Annotated in this window: 16 protein-coding genes; 4 read left to right on the top strand and 12 right to left on the bottom strand. The window is 72.5% G+C overall.

Annotated elements, in window-relative coordinates:
- Window positions 1-22 precede the first annotated feature (22 nt).
- The 6 genes from B0E54_RS14025 to B0E54_RS14000 form a co-directional block, all read right to left on the bottom strand.
- A complete protein-coding gene (locus tag B0E54_RS14025) occupies window positions 23-1,903 on the bottom strand; it encodes an ABC transporter ATP-binding protein (RefSeq protein ID WP_234583874.1) in 1,881 nt (626 codons plus the stop codon).
- Window positions 1,900-3,774 carry an ABC transporter ATP-binding protein gene (locus tag B0E54_RS14020; protein ID WP_234583873.1) on the bottom strand — a complete coding sequence of 625 codons (1,875 nt, stop codon included), beginning with the start codon at window positions 3,772-3,774 and terminating at the stop codon, window positions 1,900-1,902. The genes B0E54_RS14025 and B0E54_RS14020 overlap by 4 nt, the downstream gene beginning before the upstream one ends.
- Before the next feature lie 37 nt (window positions 3,775-3,811).
- Window positions 3,812-4,321 carry a methylated-DNA--[protein]-cysteine S-methyltransferase gene (locus B0E54_RS14015; protein WP_234583872.1) on the bottom strand — a complete coding sequence of 170 codons (510 nt, stop codon included), beginning with the start codon at window positions 4,319-4,321 and terminating at the stop codon, window positions 3,812-3,814.
- Window positions 4,318-5,784: an AlkA N-terminal domain-containing protein gene (locus tag B0E54_RS14010; protein WP_234583910.1), complete on the bottom strand. Its 1,467-nt coding sequence runs from the start codon at window positions 5,782-5,784 to the stop codon at window positions 4,318-4,320. The genes B0E54_RS14015 and B0E54_RS14010 overlap by 4 nt, the downstream gene beginning before the upstream one ends.
- A 77-nt stretch (window positions 5,785-5,861) precedes the next feature.
- Window positions 5,862-7,262 carry an FAD-dependent oxidoreductase gene (locus B0E54_RS14005; RefSeq protein ID WP_234583871.1) on the bottom strand — a complete coding sequence of 467 codons (1,401 nt, stop codon included), beginning with the start codon at window positions 7,260-7,262 and terminating at the stop codon, window positions 5,862-5,864.
- A 731-nt stretch (window positions 7,263-7,993) separates the two neighbouring features.
- The gene (locus B0E54_RS14000) at window positions 7,994-8,503 is read right to left on the bottom strand and encodes a SigE family RNA polymerase sigma factor (protein ID WP_234583870.1); all 510 of its coding nucleotides are present in this window, start codon (window positions 8,501-8,503) and stop codon (window positions 7,994-7,996) included.
- A 139-nt stretch (window positions 8,504-8,642) separates the two neighbouring features.
- Here B0E54_RS14000 and B0E54_RS13995 point away from each other — a divergent pair, with 139 nt between their 5' ends.
- Together B0E54_RS13995 and B0E54_RS13990 are read left to right on the top strand one after the other, a co-directional pair.
- Window positions 8,643-9,149 carry a hypothetical protein gene (locus B0E54_RS13995; RefSeq protein ID WP_234583869.1) on the top strand — a complete coding sequence of 169 codons (507 nt, stop codon included), beginning with the start codon at window positions 8,643-8,645 and terminating at the stop codon, window positions 9,147-9,149.
- A 59-nt stretch (window positions 9,150-9,208) separates the two neighbouring features.
- Entirely contained in the window at window positions 9,209-9,943 is a 735-nt protein-coding gene (locus B0E54_RS13990; RefSeq protein ID WP_234583868.1) for a peptidase E, read from the top strand.
- 7 nt (window positions 9,944-9,950) lie between these two features.
- On the opposite strand, the gene B0E54_RS13985 is transcribed toward B0E54_RS13990, so the two are convergent.
- From B0E54_RS13985 to B0E54_RS13960, 6 genes are read right to left on the bottom strand one after another with little or no spacing between them, the layout of a single operon-like run.
- Window positions 9,951-10,298 carry a hypothetical protein gene (locus B0E54_RS13985; protein ID WP_234583867.1) on the bottom strand — a complete coding sequence of 116 codons (348 nt, stop codon included), beginning with the start codon at window positions 10,296-10,298 and terminating at the stop codon, window positions 9,951-9,953.
- Between the two features lie 29 nt (window positions 10,299-10,327).
- Window positions 10,328-10,882, bottom strand: a complete 555-nt coding sequence (locus B0E54_RS13980; protein ID WP_234583866.1) for a nucleotidyltransferase domain-containing protein — start codon at window positions 10,880-10,882, stop codon at window positions 10,328-10,330.
- Entirely contained in the window at window positions 10,879-11,448 is a 570-nt protein-coding gene (locus B0E54_RS13975) for an exonuclease (RefSeq protein WP_234583864.1), read from the bottom strand. The genes B0E54_RS13980 and B0E54_RS13975 overlap by 4 nt, the downstream gene beginning before the upstream one ends.
- Window positions 11,445-11,936, bottom strand: a complete 492-nt coding sequence (locus B0E54_RS13970; protein WP_234583863.1) for a hypothetical protein — start codon at window positions 11,934-11,936, stop codon at window positions 11,445-11,447. Before B0E54_RS13970 ends, B0E54_RS13975 begins: the two co-directional genes overlap by 4 nt.
- An 8-nt stretch (window positions 11,937-11,944) precedes the next feature.
- Window positions 11,945-12,262 (bottom strand): hypothetical protein, encoded by a 318-nt coding sequence (locus B0E54_RS13965; RefSeq protein ID WP_234583862.1) that lies wholly within the window; start codon window positions 12,260-12,262, stop codon window positions 11,945-11,947.
- A 4-nt stretch (window positions 12,263-12,266) separates the two neighbouring features.
- Window positions 12,267-12,689 (bottom strand): YbaB/EbfC family nucleoid-associated protein, encoded by a 423-nt coding sequence (locus B0E54_RS13960; protein ID WP_234583860.1) that lies wholly within the window; start codon window positions 12,687-12,689, stop codon window positions 12,267-12,269.
- Window positions 12,690-12,841: 152 nt separating this feature from the next.
- On the opposite strand from B0E54_RS13960, the gene ychF reads away from it, so the two are divergent.
- Both ychF and B0E54_RS13950 read left to right on the top strand, forming a co-directional pair.
- Entirely contained in the window at window positions 12,842-13,927 is a 1,086-nt protein-coding gene (gene ychF, locus B0E54_RS13955) for a redox-regulated ATPase YchF (RefSeq protein ID WP_234583858.1), read from the top strand.
- 35 nt (window positions 13,928-13,962) lie between these two features.
- Window positions 13,963-14,574 (top strand): hypothetical protein, encoded by a 612-nt coding sequence (locus B0E54_RS13950; protein WP_234583857.1) that lies wholly within the window; start codon window positions 13,963-13,965, stop codon window positions 14,572-14,574.
- The last annotated feature ends 128 nt before the right edge of the window (window positions 14,575-14,702 follow it).

Here is a 14,702-nt window from a genome sequence, read left to right as displayed (position 1 = left end):
GCCACCGACGGGATGCGGGCAGCTAGACCAGCGAGTCGCGCCACTGCCGGTGCAGGGCCGCGTAGCGGCCGTCGGTGGCGACCAGCACCGTGGGTGGGCCGTCCTCGACGACCTGCCCGCCGTCGATGACCAGCACCCGGTCGGCCGTCTCCACAGTGGAGAGCCGGTGTGCGATCACCAGCGCGGTCCGGTCCCGCAGGATGGTGCCGAGCGCCCGCTGCACGAGCCGTTCGGTCGGCACGTCAAGTGACGACGTCGCCTCGTCGAGGATCAGCACTGTCGGGTCGGCCAGGAACGCCCGGGCGAACGCGACAAGTTGCCGCTGCCCGGCGGAGAGCCGGCCGCCGCGCCGGTGCACCTGCGTGGCGTACCCGTCGGGGAGCGCGGCGATGAAGTCGTGCGCGCCGATCGCCTCGGCGGCGGCCCGCACGGCGGCGTCGTCGGCGTCCGGCCGGCCGAACCGGATGTTCTCCGCCACGGTGCCGCTGAAGAGGTGGTTCTCCTGGGTCACCAGCACGACCGCGCGGCGCAGGTCGGCGTCGGCCACCTCGCGCAGGTCGATCCCGTCCAGCAGTACCGCGCCGGCGTCCGGGTCGTGGAACCGGGCGACCAGCTTGGCGATCGTCGACTTGCCCGCGCCGGTCGGCCCGATCAGCGCCACCGTCTGCCCGGCCGGCACGGTCAGGTCCAGCCCGGCGAGGATGGGCGTGCCGGCGCGGTAGCCGAAGGAGACGCCCCGGAAGGTCAGCGCGCCGTGACCGGGGCCGGTCGGCAGCGGCACCGGCCGGGCGGGTTCGGCCACGGTCGGCCGCTCGTCGAGCACCCCGGCCAGCTTCTCCAGCGCCGCCGTCGCCGACTGCAACGAGTTGTAGAACTGGCTCAGCTCCTGCATCGGCTCGAAGAAGCGGCGCAGGTAGAGCAGGAACGCGGCGAGCACTCCGACCTCGGTCCGACCGCCGAGCACCCGCCATCCGCCGTAGCAGAGCACGACCGCGACCGTGACGTTGCCGATCAGCTTGATCGCCGGCGAGTACGTGGCGATCAGCCGGAACGCGTGCAGGCTCGTGCGCCGGTAGTCGTCCCCGAGCGCCACGAAGATCCGCTGGTTGCGGGGCTCCCGGCGGAACGTCTGCACCGCGCGGATGCCCCGCATCGACTCGACGAAGTGCACGATGACCAGGGCCACGGCCTCCCGGGTCCGCCGGTACGCGCCGGCCGAGGCCCGCGCGAACCAGCGGGAGAGGTAGAAGAGGAACGGGAACGCGAACAGCGTCACCGCGGCCAGCGGCAGGTCCAGCCAGAGCAGGATGGCGGCCACCGACAGGATCGACAGCGCGGCCAGCACCAGGCTGTCGATCCCGCCGTCGACCAGTTCGGCGATCGAGTCCAGGTCGCTGGTGAGTCGGGACACCATCCGGCCCGACGTGTACCGCTCGTGAAAGCCCACCGACAGTCGCAGGAAGTGCCCGAACACCCGCTGTCGCAGGTCGAGGAGGACCGCCTGGCCGATCCGGGCGGAGAGGGTGAGGAAGCCGCGGCGGGCCGCGTACTCGGTCACGGCGGCGGCGGCGAACGCGCCGGCGACGGCGGCCAGCGGGGCCGCGTTCCCGGCGCGCAGCGGCGCGATGGCCCGGTCGATGCCGACCATGACCAGGTAGGGACCGGCCATCGCGGCCGCGTTCTGCGCCAGCAGCAGGCCGACCGCCGCGGTGAGCCGCCCCCGGTGCGGGCGGAGCAGGTCGGCCAGCAGGGCCCGGCTGTGCCGGCGCAGCCGGGCCACCGCCTCCGGTGTGGTCTCCTCGGCCCGGCTCCGGTCGGCCTCCGGGTCGGTGGCCGTCCCCCGCCAGCGGGTCAGCTCCGGCTCCTCGGCGGGAGGCGGGTCGACCTGCTGGGGGGAGTTCACGAGCGCACCAGCCCCCAACCGTCCGGGGTGGACGCGCCCGGCCCGCCCGGCCCGGTACGCCCCGGTTCCGGGCCGGTGGCCGTCTGCGTGGGCGGCGGTTCGGCGGCGAGCAACGCCCGGTAGGCGGGCACGCCGGCCAGCAGTTCCGAGTGCCGACCGATCGCGGTTATCCGTCCACCGTCGAGCAGGGCGACGCGGTCGGCCAGCGCGATGGTCGACGGCCGGTGCACCACCAGGAGCGCGGTGCTGGCCCGCAGGACCTGCCGTAGCGCCGCCTCCACCAGCGCCTCGGTGTGCACGTCGAGGGCGGACAGGGGGTCGTCGAGCACCAGCAGCGCCGGTCGGCCGAGGACGGCCCGCGCCAACGCCAACCGTTGCCGCTGCCCGCCGGAGAGGGACAGCCCCTGCTCACCCACCCGGGTGGCCAGACCCCACGGCAGGTCGTACGCGAAATCGGCCTGGGCCAGCGCGAGGGCCGCCCGGACCTCGTCGGCGTCGGCGTCCGGACGGCCCAGGGTGAGGTTCTCCCACACCGACATGGAAAAGAGCGTGGGCTCCTCGAACGCCACCCCGACCAGTCGGCGCAGCGAGGCGAGCCGCAGCTCACGCAGGTCGTGCCCGTCCAGGGTGATCCGGCCGCCGGTCACCTCGTGCAGCCGGGGCACCAGGGAGAGCAGCGTGCTCTTGCCGCAACCGGTCGCCCCGACCAGGGCCACCGTCTCGCCCGGCTCGATGGTCAGGTCGATCCCGTGCAGTACGGCGGTGGTGGCGCCCGGGTAGCGGAAGTCGACCCGTTCGAAGCGGAGTCGGCCGTGGACGGCGTCGCGGGCCAGCGTGCGCGCGTCCGGAGCGTCCACGATCTGCGGCGGAGTGTCCAGCACCTCCTGGATGCGGTCCGCGGCGGTCGCCGCCTCCTGACCGTTGGCGATGATCCAGCCCAGCGACTGCACCGGCCAGATGAGCATCAGTTGGAGGCTGGCGAAGGCCACCAGCTCGCCGATGGTGAGCACGCCCCGCGCGGCGGCGGCGGCCCCGGCCACCAGCACCACGCCCAGGGTCACGTTGGGCACCAGGTCGAGCAGGGCCGCGGTGTTCGCCAGCAGCCGGCCCTTGCCCACGCCTGTGTCGTGCAGCGTCCGGGTCCCGGCGGCGAAGCGGGCCGCCAGCTCGGGCCCCCGGCCGTACGCCTTCATGGTGCGCAGACCCTGCGCGGTCTCCTCGACCAGGGTCGCCACGTCGCCCTGCTGGTCCTGCATCCGGCGGGACGCGGTGTGGTAGTGCCTGCCGAAGCGACGGGTGATCAGCAGCAGTGGCACCGCGCTGGCGGCGACCAGCAGCCCGAGCGCCGCGTGCAGGTGGATCAGCAGCAGCACCACCACCACGTAGGTGGTCAGGTTGAGCACCAGGAAGAAGACACCGAACGAGAGGAACCGGCGGATCACCGACAGGTCGCTGGTGATCCGGGAGAGCAGTTGGCCGGACTGCCAGCGGTCGTGGAAGCTGGCCGGGAGCCGTTGCAGGTGCGCGTAGACGTCGGCGCGCAGCGCCGCCTCCATGCCCACCGCCGAGGAGGACTGCACCCACCGCCTGATGAAGATGAGCACCGCCTCGACCACGCCGAGCAACAACGCCAGCCCGCCGAGCTGGAGCAGACCGGCGGGCTCGTGCCGGGCCACCGGCCCGTCCACCACCCGCTGCACCACGAGCGGTACGGCGATCCCGGCGGCCGTGCCGGCGAGGCCCGCGACCAGCAGCCAGGCGAACTCGGCGGCGTACGGGCGCAGGTAGCGGCGCAGCCGCCAGAGGTTGTGCACGGGGTGGTGGCCCGCGGCGACCGGGGCGGCCCGGTCGCCGTCGCTCTCCACAGGCACTACCCGACGGTAGCGTCAATAGGTGTCGATGCTCCTGTCAGCTTGCCGTCACCCGCCGCTCGTGACCGAGAAGCCACTTCTTCACGTCGAGCCCCCAGCGGTAGCCGCCGAGCGTGCCGTCGGTGCGCAGCACCCGGTGGCAGGGTACGAAGAGCGCCGCCGCGTTGCGGGCGCAGGCCGCCGCAGCGGCGCGCACCGCCGGTGGCCGGCCGGCCAGCGCCGCGTACCCGGTGTAGGTCACCGGGGTGCCCGGCGGAACCTCCCGCAGCACCTGCCAGGCGTGCGCCATGAACTCGCCGCCGGTGTGCTGCCGTACCGGCACCGAGTCGATGGCGGTGAGGTCGCCGTCCAGGTAGGACCGGACGGCCACGGTCGCCGGCCCGAGGTCGGCGCGTTGCCGCAGCGGCGCCCGCAGGGTCGGGTGGATCAGGGACAGCAGCGCCGCCGGGTCGGGGGTGAAACCGGCCGCCAGGACCTCGCCGTCGGCGCCGGCGAGGATGCTCAGCGGGCCGGTCGGGGTGGTCAGCACGGTGCTGTCGATGCTCATGCCGCTCTCCAGAGTCTGATCGTGGCGTAGGACCGCCAGGGGCGCCAGCGTTCGGCGTGCGCCGTGAGGGTCGTGTCGGGCAGGCCGAGCGCTGCTGCGCCGCGGCGGATCGCGAGGTCGGTGTCGAGGAGGACGTCCGGGTCGCCGAGGGCGCGCATGGCGAGGTACCTGGCGGTCCACGGGCCGATGCCGGGCAGCGCGAGCAGCCGCCGTACGGTCTCCTCCCGGTCACCACCCGGCGCCAGGTCCACCGTTCCGTCCGCCACGGCGAGGGCGAGCCCCCGAATGGTCTCCCGCCGCCGAAGAGGCATCCCGAACGCGCCGTCCGGCAGTGCCAGAACCTCCTCAGGGCTGAGGAAACCCCGCAGGTCGGTCCGTTGATCATGATGTTGTTGTCGCGACACGGCGTCGTCGGAAGCTTCATGATCAACACGGGCGGCCAGGAGGCGGGCGAGGGTTGTTCTCGCCGAGGTGACCGAGACCTGCTGGCCGATGATCGCGCGGACGGCCATCTCGAAACCGTCGACCGCGCGGGGGACGCGGATGCCGGGCTCGGCGGCCACCACCGGGGCCAGCGCCGGGTCCGCCGCGAGCGTGGCGTCGACCGCGACCGGGTCCGCGTCCAGGTCGAGCAGGCGTCGGCAGCGGGCCACCGCCGGCGCGAGGTCGCGCAGGTCGGCCAGGCGCAGCGTCGCCGCCACGTGCCCGTCCGCCGGGGTCAGCGCCACCTGGCCGGGGCCGTGCGGCAACCGCAACCCCCGGTGGTACGTCCCGTCGCGAACCTCCTCCACCCCGGGCACCGCGCGTACCGCGAGGAAGTCCAGCAGCGCCCGGGCGTGCAGCGGCGGACGGTACGCCAGCCGGAGCGTGATGGTTCCCGCCCCGACCGCCGCCAGGTGCCGACCGCGGGCCGTCCGCAGTTCGGACGGCGCGCTCGCGAAAACCTCGCGGACCGTGTCGTTGAACTGCCGCACGCTGCCGAAGCCGGCGGCGAACGCGATCTCGGCCATGCCGAGGCCGGTCGTCTCGATCAGGATCCGGGCGGTCTGCGCCCGCTGGGCCCGGGCCAGCGCGAGCGGCCCGGCACCCATCTCGGCGCGCAACATCCGGTGCAGGTGCCGTTCGGTGTAGCCCAGACGGGCGGCCAGCCCCGGCACACCGTCCCGGTCGACCACCCCGTCGGCGATCAGACGCATCGCCCGACCGACCACGTCGGCGCGGACGTCCCACTGGGGTGAGCCGGGTGCGGCGTCCGGCCGGCAGCGGCGGCAGGCGCGCAACCCGGCGCCCTGCGCGGCGGCTGCCGACGGAAAGAACCGGACGTTCTGCCGCTTGGGGGTGGTCGCCGGGCAGGACGGCCGGCAGTAGATCCCGGTCGACGTCACGCCGGTGTAGAACCAGCCGTCGAATCGCTGGTCACGGCTGTCCACCGCCCGGTAGCACCGCTCGAAGTCCATCTCCACGTCACCCATGGTGCCCCGCTGGTCGGGCCCTCGGCTGGCGGGAATCGGACCTGGGTGTGCGCGGCTGACCGGTGCCCTCAGCGGCGGCGGCGGTGCGGCTGCCCGGACCGCTGCCCGGAGCGGGCGGGTTGGCCGGACCGGTTCGACTGCCCCGACCGGGTGGCCTGGCCGGTGAGCAGGGGTGAGCGGAACACGCCGTCCGGGTCGTACCGCTTCCACAGCCGGCGCACCCGGGCGCCGGTCTCGCCCGGGTAGATCCGGGCGAACGCGGCCGGGTCCGGTCGGCTCTCGAAGTTGAGGTACTCGCCGTCGGCCCGCGCGCCGACGGGCCGCCAGGCGGCGTCCAACGCCGCGCCGCCCTGCGGTGGGAACGTCGAGGCGATGACCAGGGTGTTCTGGTGCCGGTGCGGGTAGGCCGTCGCGTCGGCGGCGACGTCGTTGACTGCCCCGCCGACCGAGCGCAGTTGGATGACCGCCCGGCCCGGAGCGGTGGTCGCCCGCGTGACCGCTCGCGCCGCGCCCGCGTCCAGCTCGGTGAACAGGCCGTTGGTGGTCGTACCCCGTTGCTGCCCGACGTTCGGGTGCAGGTGCGCGGTAGGCACCAGCGTCGGGTAGGGCAGCAGGTCGCTGCGGTGTTCGAGCACCTTCCCGATGGCCAGCAGCGGCTCCACGACGGGCCGGACCCGACGCAGGCTCTCCGCGGCCACCACCGCGGTGACGGACATGAGCGTCGAGCGCCCGTCGGCGAACAGCACGGCGGCGGCGGACAGCTCCCGAGGGGCCTGCGCCAGACAGCTCGCCCACTCGCGCACGGTACGGCCGTCCGGGTGCGCCTCGACGACCAGCTGCGCCACGCCGACGTTGCGCTGCTCGGCGGCCTCGATCTCGAACGCCACCACGACACCGGCCCCCGCGCCGGCACCCCGGACCAGCCAGAACAGCTCCGGTTCGTGCTCAGCGTCGGCGCGTACCAGCGTTCCGTCCGCGAGCACGACCTCCACCGCGCGAACGCGGTCGATGGTGAGGCCGTGGGCGCGTACCAGCCAGCCGACACCGCCGCCCGTGGCCAGCCCGCCGACGCCGACACCGCCGTAGTCGCCCGAGCTGACCACCAGGCCGTACGGGGCGAGCGCCGTCGCGACGTTCGCCCAGCGGGCACCGGCCTCCACCCGGACCAGCCCGGCCCGTTCGTCGAGCACGCGCACCCGGTTGAGCATGGACAGGTCGATCACCACGCCGCCGTTGTTGGAGGAGGCTCCGGACAGGCCGTGCCCGCCGCTGCGCACCGCGATCGGCAGTCGCTGCTCCCGCGCGTACCGGATCGCGTCGATCACCTGCGCGGTGGTCTTGGGCAGCAGGACGGCGGCCGGCGAGGCTGTCGTCGTGTACGTCGAGCGCAGCTGCGCGTACCGGCGGTCGCCCGGCGTGACGATCTGCCCCCGCAGGGAGTCGGGCACCCGGGCCATGGCGGTGGTCATCGCTGGCCCTGGACCGCGCGGCAGTCGTGGTCGGTCATGGCCCAAGAGTGGGGCGGTGGCGTCGGCGTTGGCAAACCTCGGGCCGGCCACCAACCATTGGTAAGTGGGCAATCAGCGCCCGGCGGTGACAAGTGTCCGGTCGTAGTGACCGGAATCTCCGCCGGCGAGGGCGCTCGGGCCGGTCCGACCGAGGCGTGGAGATCACCTCGGTCGGACCGGACCCGATCACCTCGCGGGGCTGGGCACCGCGATCGGCCCGGACGGGGACGGCTTGATCGTCGGGGAGGTCGGCGGAGCCGGAACCCCCGGAGCGCCACCCGTGTTCGGCCCCGGCTGGCCCGGCTGACCCGGGACACCCGGTGGGGCGGGCTGGTCCGGCCTGCCCGGCACGCCGGGGGGTCCCGGCTCGTTCGAGATCGCCGGCAACGGTCCCGTAGCCGGTGGGTTGGGCCGGCTCGGCACGCCGGGTGGCGCGTTGGACGGGTCGGGTACGGCCGCCGGGCCCGCTGGGCTCGGCACGGCCGGCGGAGGCCCGTCCGAGCCGCTGGCCGCCAAAGCGATCGGAGCCGCGATCAGGATCGCCGCGAGCGTGCCCACCGCCCCCATCGTCACCGTGGCGCGGCGTCTGTTGCGAACCCGCCGTTCCGCTCGGTTCAACTGGTCATGCACGATCGGTGCCTCCTCGGCCAGGTCGGTGAGGGTGGATCGGATGAGGCTCTCGAGGGGATCGATCATCGCCGTACCTCCAGCAACTCGATCTCCGGCAGCAGCTCGCGCAGCCGCTGGACCGCCCGGTGCGTACGACTGCGGACGGTGCCCACCGAACAGCCCAGCAGCTCGGCGACCCGGGCTTCGGGCAGGTCCTCGTAGTAGCGCAGGACCACCACCGTCCGCTGTGCCGGTGGCAGCTGGCGCAGCGCGGCACGCATCGCCAGCCGTACGTCGGAGCCACCGCTCGGATCGGCGCCGACCGGCTCGTCGGCCGGGTGAAGCGGTGTCTCCCGCCGTCGGCGAAGTCGCCGCCACCAGCTGAGCTGCTCGCGGTACATCACCACGCGGAGATATCCCTCGGGATCGGCGTGCCGGATGGTCTCCCACTTCGGGATGGTCCGCGCCAACGCCGACTGGAACAGGTCCTCGGCGGCGTTGCGGTCCCCGGTCAGCAGGTACGCGACCCGCATCAGCGCCGGTGTCCGGCTGCCGACGAACTCGGCCAGCCGAGCGCGTTCGTCCTCGTCCACCCACCACCCCCGTTTCGTTGTCACAGATACAGACGCCCCAGGCCATCGTCGCTATCCACGATCCTGAGTGTTTTCCGACCGGAAGTGTCGGTCGTGACGTGTACCGTCCGGCCACCAACTGAAGAAGGGGATGGGGGACATGACGAGCGTGGCGGGTTGGGCGGCGGCGTCGACACCTGGCGCGTTCCCGCCGCTGCCCCGTGCGGTGGCGCAGTCCTTCTACCGCCGGATGCGGGCCGTCGCGCCGGCCGCCGTCGGCGCCATCGAACGGGACCGGGCGGCCGACCCCGAGCAGGCCTTCGCCGACACCGCCTGCGGCCGGTTGGTCGGCTCGCTCGACGACGCGGGCGTGCGCGCACTCGGGATGTGGACCCACCACTGGTGCATGCGCTTCTACGACGACGACACCCGCGTCGGTCGGCGGTTGGTGCGCGAGATCGCCGCGCGGGCCGGGTTGGGCTGGACTGCCGACGAGGTGCGCTGGATGCTGCGCGAGTCGTTCTCGGCCGGCCCGGCCGCCGCCGACCGGTTCACCCTGCCTCGTGCCGCCGCGGCGCAACTGCCCCCGGCCGACCGGCCGCCCGCGGACGACTGGCCCGAGGTCGAGGTGCCCCGCCAGCGCAGCGGCCGACACCTGGGGGCGTGACCGGCCGCCCCGTGGCTGCGGCAGGATGAGGCGGTACCGCCCCGACGGAAGGATGTCCGATGCCCGCCAGCGAGCCGACCATCATCGCCACCAGCATGGGCTTCTTCCGGGGCGGCCGCGGGCCGTACGACATGCGTCCCAGCCCCGTCTTCGAGCTGGCGGCGGAGCTGGCCGAGGCCGGTCCGCAGCCGCGCATCTGCTACCTCGGGCAGGCCGTCGGCGATCAGCCCACCACGCTGGCCGCCGTCTACGGCGCGTTCGCCGACACCCGGTTCCGACTGTCGCACCTTGCCCTCTTTCCGATGCCCAACGTCGACGACGTCCGCGCTCACCTGCTCGCCCAGGACGTGATCTGGGTCGACGGCGGCAGCGTGGCCAACCTCGTCGCGGTCTGGCGGGTGCACGGGCTCGACGAGATCCTGCACGAGTGCTGGCAGGCCGGCGTGGTGCTGGCCGGCGTCTCGGCCGGCTCGATCTGCTGGCACGTGGGCGGCGCCACCGACAGCTTCGGCCCCCGCCTGCGCGGGTTCACCGAGGCGTTGGGCTGGCTGCCGTACGGCAACGGCGTGCACTACGACAGCGAGGGCCAGCGTCGACCGCTGATGCACGAGCTGGTCGGCGACGGCACGTTGCCGACCAGCCACTGCACCGACGACGGCGTCGGCCTGGTCTACCGGGGGACCCGGCTGGTCGAGGCGGTCGCCGACCGCGAGAGCGTCTCGGCGTACGAGGTGAGCCGCGGCGCGGACGGCACCGTGCGGGAGACGGTCATCGCGCCCCGCCTGCTCGGTTGAGCGCCGGTCAGACCCGATCCTCGAACGCGGCGCACACGGTCGCCCGCACCTGCGGCCCTTCGATCGATCGCAGCAGCTCCCGGGCGAGGGCGATCTGGTGCGACTCGTCGACTGACCGGTCCATCGGGGTCAGCTCCACCCGCCACCGGAAGTAGAGGTAGTCGTCCTCGTCGGTGGCGGCGAGCCGCGGATCGGCGTCCTCGTTGGGGTTGATCTCCAGCAGGTTGCCCCGGACGTCCACCGAGTCCCGGCGGTAGGGCACCGCGTCGGGCAGCCGGGTGCGGATCAGGTCGAGCAGCTCCGCCGCCGTCAGCGGGCCGTCGACCATGATGAGGAACTGCAACGTCGTCTGCACGTCTGCCACCTTGCCAGATGCGGAGCCGCTCAATCGAGCGGGAGGAACGGGCCGTTGTCGAACTTGCCGCCCCGGCGCAGCACAGAGAACTGCACCTTGTGCGGCACGTGCGTGTCCATGAGTTCACGGCGCAGGTGGGTGAAATCGGTGCCCAGGTCGAAGCTGGCGAGCTGACCGTTCTCGTTGATCCGGCGCAGCATCGTCTTGCGCAGCCGGGTGCCGTCCGGCGCCCGGGACAGGGAGCGTTCGGCCAGGTCGAAGAAGGTCTTGTCGTCGACGATGAGCGCCACGTCGATGTCGGAGTCCGGGCGGGCGGTGCCCTTCACCCGGCTGCCGTGAGCCACCAGGTCCCCGTCGGGCAGCCCGGCCTGCCGTTGGGTCTGCCGGGCGCCCCGGGCGAACCGGGTCCACTGCCGTTCGGTGAACCCCTGCGGGATCTGCCGGGCGGCCCGGGTGGTCGCCGCCTGGGCCGTCTCGCCCGCCACGTCGTCGGCCCGTCGCATCATGCTCCGGGCGGCCTGCGCCACGATGCCCCGGGCGGCCGTCGTGGCGCCGTCCGGCAGGTCCCGTCGACGGCCGGTCATTCCAGCCCGCCGGACTGGCGGCGGCGCAGCACGGCGTCGAAGACCTGCGCCAGTTCGGCGGCGTCCTCGCCGGCGTGGTGGGTGTGCGGTACGTCGTGCAGACCCAGCTCGTGCTTGATCTTGCCCTTGCGGGTCTGGACCCACTCGCTGCCGGTCAGCCCCATCCAGTAGCTGCGCAGGTCGACGCCGGAACCGGTGGCGCCGAACGGGCTGTGGCCGACGAAACGTACGAAGTACCAGTGCACGAACATGCCGTCCCAGACGGCGGGAGCGGCGAGGAAGACCGGGCGGCCGATCCGGCGCAGCCCGTTGACCCAGGCCGCCGCCGCTGCCATCGCCTCCGCCGCGGTGGGCGCCTCGCGGAGCAGACGGTCCCGGTCCAGACCCGACACGGCCAGCGCGGCCGGCACGAACTCGTCGGAGATCGGCCGCAGCTCGGTGTAGAACGTCAGATCCGGGCGACCGGCCACGGCCATCCCCAACGAGATCATGCTGTACGGCCCGGGGATCGGGCCGTCCGCCTCCACGTCGACGCCGATATACAGCTCGGGCAGGGGAGCGCTCATCCCAGCACCACCCCGACGGCCTGGTCGATCAGCATGTTCAGGACGATGTCGGTGAGCTTCTTGAAGACGGGGATCTCCAGCAGCGAGGCCCCGAACGTCGGAGCGGCAGTCGCGATCGCCTGGATGATCTGCACCAGCAGGATGACCAGCTGGACGATCACGTTGATCTTCAGGGCGAGGACGATCAGCGCGCACACGAAGAGCGTCGCCGCCACCATCTGTGCGCCGGTGCCGCCGTCCCGCAGCACCGACATCGCCGAACCGTCGGACTCCCAGCGCTCCTGGAACGCGGTCAACGCATCGCCCTGGTTGCCGGTCAGCACCCGCTGCGCGGCCGCCGTACCCTCCGCCGCCGCGTTGTGCAGCGAGTCGGCCATCTCCATCCACATCTGACCCAGCTCGAACATCTTCGTCTCGTCCGACTTGGGCCAGGTGTAACCCAGCTCGTTCAACAGGCCGGCGAGCTCACCGGGCAGCATGATCCCCATCGACCCGCCTACCAGCTCATCGTCGTGAACTGGGCGTCGTTGTCCTGCTCGACCGAGTCGTACTGGTCGGCCATCAGGCCCAACCCGGCACCGAAGCCGCGCAGGCCGTCCACGACCGACCCGAGGCACTCCGCCGCGATCTCCTCGGCCACCTGGTACGACATGCCAATCAGGCCGCCCACGTCGTCGTCCCCGAAGATGTCGCCCATCGAGGCCGTCCGCGCGCGCAGCGCCTCCCACTGCGCGGCCAGTTGCTCGGCCACAGTCGTCAGGTGGCCGCCGCCCTGTCGCAGCGCGGGCGGGTGCACCTGAAGGTCCTCGCGCATGACATCACCTCGCTGCCTGCTGGATGCGCCGCACCGCGTCGGTGAGCGCATTGGTCATCGCCGCCATGCTGCGCACCGATTCGTTCTGCAACTCGTCGAGCTGCTGGCCCAGCGCCACCGGGTCGACAGCTGGCGCGTCCCCGGCATCGCCGGCCGCGAGGCGCAGGTCGTCCAGCGCGGCGTTGACCGCCATGGTGATCTGCTCGCCGAGCATCTCGGCGCCCATCCGAAGGGCGCGCGGATCCACGGTCACCGACTGGACATGCTGGCCGACCGCCACGACCTCGACCTGACCGCCCGCCGCGGAGCCGGTGCCCCGTGCCGGCTCGACCTCCATGTCATCGGGCGCCTGCCCGGTCGAACGCATCGACGCCAGTGCCTGTCGGGTCTGCTGGAACAGCCTGTCGAATTCGGTCACCTGGTCCACAACGCCCCCTCACGCCGCACCCGACATCGAGAGGGTAGCAACGGGACACCAGCGCCCGGACCCGCCGATGCGCGAGGGGACGCAGCGTCCGACCCCGTGGAATCGGAGCCGCCTGGACCGGCGCGTCCGGCACCGGCGTAAGCTGGCCCGTCGTGAGTCTCACCATCGGCATCGTCGGCCTGCCCAACGTCGGCAAGAGCACGCTTTTCAACGCGTTGACCAAGAACGACGTGCTGGCGGCGAACTACCCGTTCGCCACCATCGAGCCCAACGTCGGCGTGGTCGGGCTGCCCGACGAGCGGCTGGGCAAGCTGGCCGAGATCTTCTCCTCGCAGAAGGTGCTCCCCGCCCCGGTGTCGTTCGTCGACATCGCCGGGCTGGTCCGCGGCGCGTCGAAGGGGCAGGGCCGGGGCAACGCCTTCCTGGCCAACATCCGGGACGCCTCGGCGATCTGCCAGGTCGTCCGGGCCTTCTCCGACCCGAACGTGGTGCACGTCGACGGCAAGGTCTCCCCGGCCGACGACATCGAGACGATCAACACCGAGCTGATCCTCGCCGACCTGCAGACCCTGGACAAGGCGCTGCCCCGGTTGGAGAAGGAGGCCAAGCTCCGCAAGGACCGCCTCGCCGCGGTCGCCGCCGCGAAGGCCGCGATCGAGGTGCTCGACGGCGGCACCACGCTCTACTCCGGGGCCGCCGCGGCCAAGATCGAGCTGGAGCACCTGCGCGAGCTGCACCTGCTCACCACCAAGCCCTTCCTGTACGTCTTCAACGTCGACGAGGCCGAGCTGGCCAACGAGACGTTCCTCGACGAACTGCGCGCCCTGGTCGCCCCCGCCGAGGCCGTCTTCATGGACGCCAAGATCGAATCTGAGCTGGTGGACCTGCCCGAGGAGGAGGCCCGCGAGCTGCTGGAGTCGATCGGGCAGAACGAGCCCGGCCTCAACCAGCTCGTCCGCGTCGGCTTCCGCACGCTCGGGCTCCAGACGTACCTCACGGCCGGCCCCAAGGAAGCGCGCGCCTGGACCGTCCCGGTCGGCGCCACCGCGCCGGAGGCCGCGGGTGTCATCCACTCGGACTTCCAGCGCGGCTTCATCAAGGCCGAGGTGGTCTCCTACAACGACCTGGTCGAGCACGGATCGATGGCGGCGGCCAAGGCGGCGGGCAAGGTCCGCATCGAGGGCAAGGAGTACGTCATGCAGGACGGCGACGTGGTGGAGTTCCGCTTCAACGTCTGATTCCGGGTCAACGTCGGTCGCCTAGGCTTCGCCCCATGGTGAAGCTCAGGGCGTCGGCCGCGCGCTGGCACTCGGACGACTTTCCTGGCTGGGTTGAGATCTCCGTGCGCGACGCCCTGGGGCAGGATCACCGCGTCATCGAGAAGGTCCCCGTCGTCACGACGCTGGACGTCAGAGCTGACTCGTCTTTCCCGATCGGTTTCTGGATCGAGGCGGAGATCGAGAGCGTCGATGGCGGTTCGATGGTCGTGGCGCTGCCGTGCGGGATGGCGACAACGGAGGGTAGGCGGAGCCTTTCCGTTGTCCCGGCTGACATTGACCAAGCGCGCTACCGGCATGATCGCCAATGGCTCGATTACGCGGTTCACGAGCTTCCGGCCGGCGTGCTTTACGGCCCGGACGGCGCGACGTCTGGGCAGTGCGCCGAGATGCTTGTCGCCCTGAACGAGTTCGCAGGTGTCTGTGCTCGCCTCTGGCTTGACGACCACGCGGAGTTCATCGAGGCCTGCCGGTGGCACTTCGACCACTACCCGCACTACCTGGGGCGCCGTCGGCACTTCCGGGACTATGCGACGTACATCAGGGATCGGCACGGACCGTTGCGGATCCCCTCTCCGGCGTGCCCGGACTGGCTGCGGATTCGCTGACCGAGGATCGCGTGATGTTGTTCGACGGCGGAATCCGGTGAGGTTCCGCTTCAACGTCTGAACCCGGCCGTCCCTTCCGCGGCCGTTGTCCACAGCGGGCCTGATCGACTCGGATTCCTGGAAACCGG

Source organism: Micromonospora sp. MH99, from assembly GCF_021442385.1.
Classification (GTDB): Bacteria; Actinomycetota; Actinomycetes; order Mycobacteriales; family Micromonosporaceae; genus Micromonospora.
The sequence above is the reverse complement of the archived record's forward strand: the minus strand, read 5'-3'. Positions and strand labels throughout refer to the sequence as shown.

Excerpts from the sequence above, each read along its gene's own strand:
- B0E54_RS14015 (WP_234583872.1), bottom strand. The coding sequence starts at position 4,321 with ATGAGCATCGACAGCACCGTGCTGACCACCCCGACCGGCCCGCTGAGC.
- B0E54_RS14005 (WP_234583871.1), bottom strand. The coding sequence starts at position 7,262 with ATGACCACCGCCATGGCCCGGGTGCCCGACTCCCTGCGGGGGCAGATC.
- B0E54_RS13995 (WP_234583869.1), top strand. The coding sequence starts at position 8,643 with ATGACGAGCGTGGCGGGTTGGGCGGCGGCGTCGACACCTGGCGCGTTC.
- B0E54_RS13990 (WP_234583868.1), top strand. The coding sequence starts at position 9,209 with ATGCCCGCCAGCGAGCCGACCATCATCGCCACCAGCATGGGCTTCTTC.
- B0E54_RS13980 (WP_234583866.1), bottom strand. The coding sequence starts at position 10,882 with ATGACCGGCCGTCGACGGGACCTGCCGGACGGCGCCACGACGGCCGCC.
- B0E54_RS13975 (WP_234583864.1), bottom strand. The coding sequence starts at position 11,448 with ATGAGCGCTCCCCTGCCCGAGCTGTATATCGGCGTCGACGTGGAGGCG.
- B0E54_RS13970 (WP_234583863.1), bottom strand. The coding sequence starts at position 11,936 with ATGGGGATCATGCTGCCCGGTGAGCTCGCCGGCCTGTTGAACGAGCTG.
- B0E54_RS13965 (WP_234583862.1), bottom strand. The coding sequence starts at position 12,262 with ATGCGCGAGGACCTTCAGGTGCACCCGCCCGCGCTGCGACAGGGCGGC.
- B0E54_RS13950 (WP_234583857.1), top strand. The coding sequence starts at position 13,963 with ATGGTGAAGCTCAGGGCGTCGGCCGCGCGCTGGCACTCGGACGACTTT.